We start from the raw sequence: 3,232 nt of genomic DNA on the forward strand, positions 1-3,232 counted from the left end.
ATGCCATTGAGATACATTTTGATGCACAGTTGCTTGATGTCATCGGAGTAAGCCCAAGGACGGTAAGACTCGAGAAATTGGCGACCACACTGCTTGCACTGATAGCACTGTCTTCCGCGACGGTGACCGTTTTTAGCCGTGTGAGTGGAGTGACATTGAGGACATTTCATACCTTCATTGTGCCAAAGCCAGCATTACTCTTTCAGCAACGCCGACCGTAGAAGTGGAGGTACTTGGGCTGAATCAAGGTTGTGGCGGTAGTCATGACTCATACTCCTGGAGGGGCTTAGTTTTGAGAGGAAATAAGTGCTGCATGCCCTTCTCGAAGGACACGTACAAGTGCTGGTATTCCTGTTGGTTCAAGTGCTGGTTGTCTCGCAGCTCGATGAGCAGTTGCTGCATGGCACGGCTGGGATTGGCCCAAGTGACGAAGTGCACAGCCGCCTGAATCGCATCAGCCGCGAAGGCATAAGAACTCTGGATGGTGGCAAAGTTCTTGCCTCTGGGGTGCTTGGCCTGGGCAGTCCAGCCTGCTGCGTCGAAGGTGACCCGGATGAGCCAACCACGGTAAGGAAACTCGATGGCATCGTTAGTCATGGCTGTGCTCCCGGTATAGTTGGAACTCTTGAGTCAGGTCAGGCTTGCAGACAGGTTCTTGAGCCAGGGCTGCGGTTTCCTGGGCGATTTTGGCTTCAAACTGGGCTTTGCGCTGAAGCTTCTGCTGGATCTCTTGAGCTGGGAGGTTATAGCACTTGAAGCAGATTTCGCCCCCGTAGGTGCCAGAGTCGCTGTAGAGAGCGGCAATGACGCTAAACGGCTGAGGGCGAGAGTATTCGTCGCAGATGGGGCAAGAGCCGAACTCGACCCAAGCACCCAAGCGAGTGAGCTTGAGTTGCATGGCTCAGTCCCCCATCACAGAATGAATGGCGGAGTCGAGAATGCCGAGGTCATCAGCGGTGTAGACATTGACCATGCGAGTGGTGCCCCCGACGAATTGCTCACTCTTCTGAGGAGGGCGACCGTGACGAGCACGATAGAAGGCAGCGGCAACCTGACCGATTCTGAGCAGTTGCTTGGTATTGGGGTTGTATCCCAAGTCAAGGCAGCGGTCTGAGATAGGGACTTCTAAGCGTTTGGCTTGCTCTGGCTCTGCTGCGACTGCGGCTTCAATAGTTAAGGTTGAGTCAGCAGTCAGCAAGCGCTCTTGCATCAGCAGGTTCATGAGCTGATCTTTGAGCAGCATCTTTTGACGGTCATCGAAGCCGCCGAGCTGGTTGCCGATCTCTACTGCTTCTTTGAGTACGGTCAGGCGATCGGGTGAGGGGAGAGCAGGAACTACGCTTTCAGTTTCTAGCTCTGGTGCTTGGCTGGGAGTCTTGCCAGTGTTCATCCACTCAAACACCCATTTGCTGACTAAGACTGCAAATTGAGGGCTACACCATTGAGCGCAATGAATTGCGACTTGTGGGCTTCCCCAGGTCCCTTGTTCAGCGTTTGCACCACCCTTTTTAACTTGAATTAGGGTCGATATCGGATATCCGTTCCTCGCTTGCGAGGTCAAGTCTTACTTTTTGATAACCCATTTGCCTGGCAAAATTGAAGAGTAGTTGAACCATTTTCAAGCCCCATCCTTATCCTCGATATTCCTGAAAAAACCACATTCGCTTGAGTTCGCAGATTTCATCATCTAGTTTGCGGATGGCTCTGGTTCCAACGACTCGTTCATTGTCCAGTAGCACTAGAAACAAACCTTTATTATCGAAATAATGCGATCGCACAGGCGTGAGAAAAAACTTGAGAATAGGGCACGTAATTCACCGCCAGAACATTAGTTGGGAGATCCTTTAAGGGTGGATTGTTGCCCGTCAATAGCACCGCACGACGGTGCAGTGGTTTCACCGCATTGAGACTTTCCTGGTAGAAATTGCCCGCATTCATCACTATTCTCTGCCCAGCAGGTTGCGGCTGACCAAAAACAGAGGAAAACAGGGCTACAACAAGATAGGGAGAAAACTTATCTCTTAAAGAGGGATTGGCGTGAACGGGAGACAAACCCAGTTCTTGACGAAGTTGACGAATGGGATCTGCCCAGGAGTGACTCACCCATTTGGCAAAATTGAGTACCCCTCGGTTCACGATCGGTCCCAATTTGTAGAGCTTTGCCAGAGCCGGAAACGGGGTTAGAACGGGTGGATCATAGACCGAAAAAAACGACATAGCAACCATCGCACTCGAAGCCCAACGCATTTCCAGTTTCTCTGCGACCAATGGCGTTGCGATCACCCCTTCCCCTGAGCAGATAAAGTCTGCTCCTTTGGCACCGTTGAGCAAGTCGGCATACATTTCGCGCAAACTGGGATTTACCCACTGGCGCGCCATGTATTCTTGCCCTGTTTTGAGATCCATCATCGGCGCCATTTCCTGCGGGTCGTTCATGGCGGTGAAATTGGGGCGCATGGGATGAAACTCAAAGCTCAATGCTGCCAATTTGAATTGATACACTTGATGTGTGACAAACACCACCTCATGCCCCCGTTGCCGCAGTTCAAGAGCGATCGCAATCATGGAATGGAGATCTCCCAGGGTTCCCAACGTTGTGACAACAATGCGGCTCATTTGCTTTCCTCCCAATTAGTCACATTTCAGGATTTCTTGACATTTCAAGCAGTTTCCATATTAATCAGATTACGTAGGGATACCACTGGCAATCAACAGATTACTCCTCTGGAAAAGGCTTGAGAGCTTTGGGTGCGATCGCACCCACATTATCATTGCTCACTCACAAAGATTTGAGAATCAACTGCGTTACTTGTTCTGGATAGTTAAGCTCGTGATGTCCTTCCAGAATGGTACGCATTGCCATGAGTGCCGTTCCTAAAACCAGATCGATCGCGGCTTGTGTACTCTCCACCCAAAATCGCTTCAGCCAGATTCCCACTTCCAGTCCGACATCAAATCTCGTTCAATCGTTTCACTCAAAGGGGCGTTAACTCTAGTTCAGGCATTGTTCCCTGAACTTTCACAAAAGTGGCGTAGTAGTAATGTAAGCAGCTGATCTGTAATGATCGAAAGGGCAACCTGAGTATCGGTTATCTGAGGGTAGGTAGATATGTTATTGGGGCGTTGCACAAAGAGCGAATGATTTAGACAGGAACCAGTACTTTCCAATGTCTCAGATAGTAGGTCAATAAGCAAATAGAGGCTTCCAGCATCTCTTGTGACTTGGAATAAC

5 protein-coding genes and 1 pseudogene are annotated in these 3,232 nt (G+C 50.1%); all 6 read right to left on the reverse strand.

All coding sequences use genetic code 11. The annotated features are described in order from the left end of the window. Positions 1 to 261: 261 nt before the first annotated feature. The gene (locus tag H6F68_RS00065) at positions 262 to 597 is read right to left on the reverse strand and encodes a hypothetical protein (protein WP_190555674.1); all 336 of its coding nucleotides are present in this window, start codon (positions 595 to 597) and stop codon (positions 262 to 264) included. Then, positions 590 to 898 carry a hypothetical protein gene (locus tag H6F68_RS00070; protein ID WP_190555675.1) on the reverse strand — a complete coding sequence of 103 codons (309 nt, stop codon included), beginning with the start codon at positions 896 to 898 and terminating at the stop codon, positions 590 to 592. Before H6F68_RS00070 ends, H6F68_RS00065 begins: the two co-directional genes overlap by 8 nt. A 3-nt stretch (positions 899 to 901) precedes the next feature. After that, positions 902 to 1,390 carry a hypothetical protein gene (locus tag H6F68_RS00075; RefSeq protein WP_242065271.1) on the reverse strand — a complete coding sequence of 163 codons (489 nt, stop codon included), beginning with the start codon at positions 1,388 to 1,390 and terminating at the stop codon, positions 902 to 904. 6 nt (positions 1,391 to 1,396) lie between these two features. Further along, positions 1,397 to 1,561, reverse strand: a pseudogene (locus tag H6F68_RS29700) (KilA-N domain-containing protein); the annotation flags it as partial. Between the two features lie 194 nt (positions 1,562 to 1,755). Then, positions 1,756 to 2,616, reverse strand: coding sequence for a glycosyltransferase (locus H6F68_RS00080; protein WP_242065272.1), 861 nt, complete (start codon positions 2,614 to 2,616; stop codon positions 1,756 to 1,758). Between the two features lie 163 nt (positions 2,617 to 2,779). Then, positions 2,780 to 2,911 carry a hypothetical protein gene (locus tag H6F68_RS29230; protein ID WP_277875977.1) on the reverse strand — a complete coding sequence of 44 codons (132 nt, stop codon included), beginning with the start codon at positions 2,909 to 2,911 and terminating at the stop codon, positions 2,780 to 2,782. Positions 2,912 to 3,232: the final 321 nt, after the last annotated feature.

Source organism: Trichocoleus sp. FACHB-262 (assembly GCF_014696035.1).
Lineage (GTDB): Bacteria > Cyanobacteriota > Cyanobacteriia > FACHB-46 > FACHB-46 > Trichocoleus.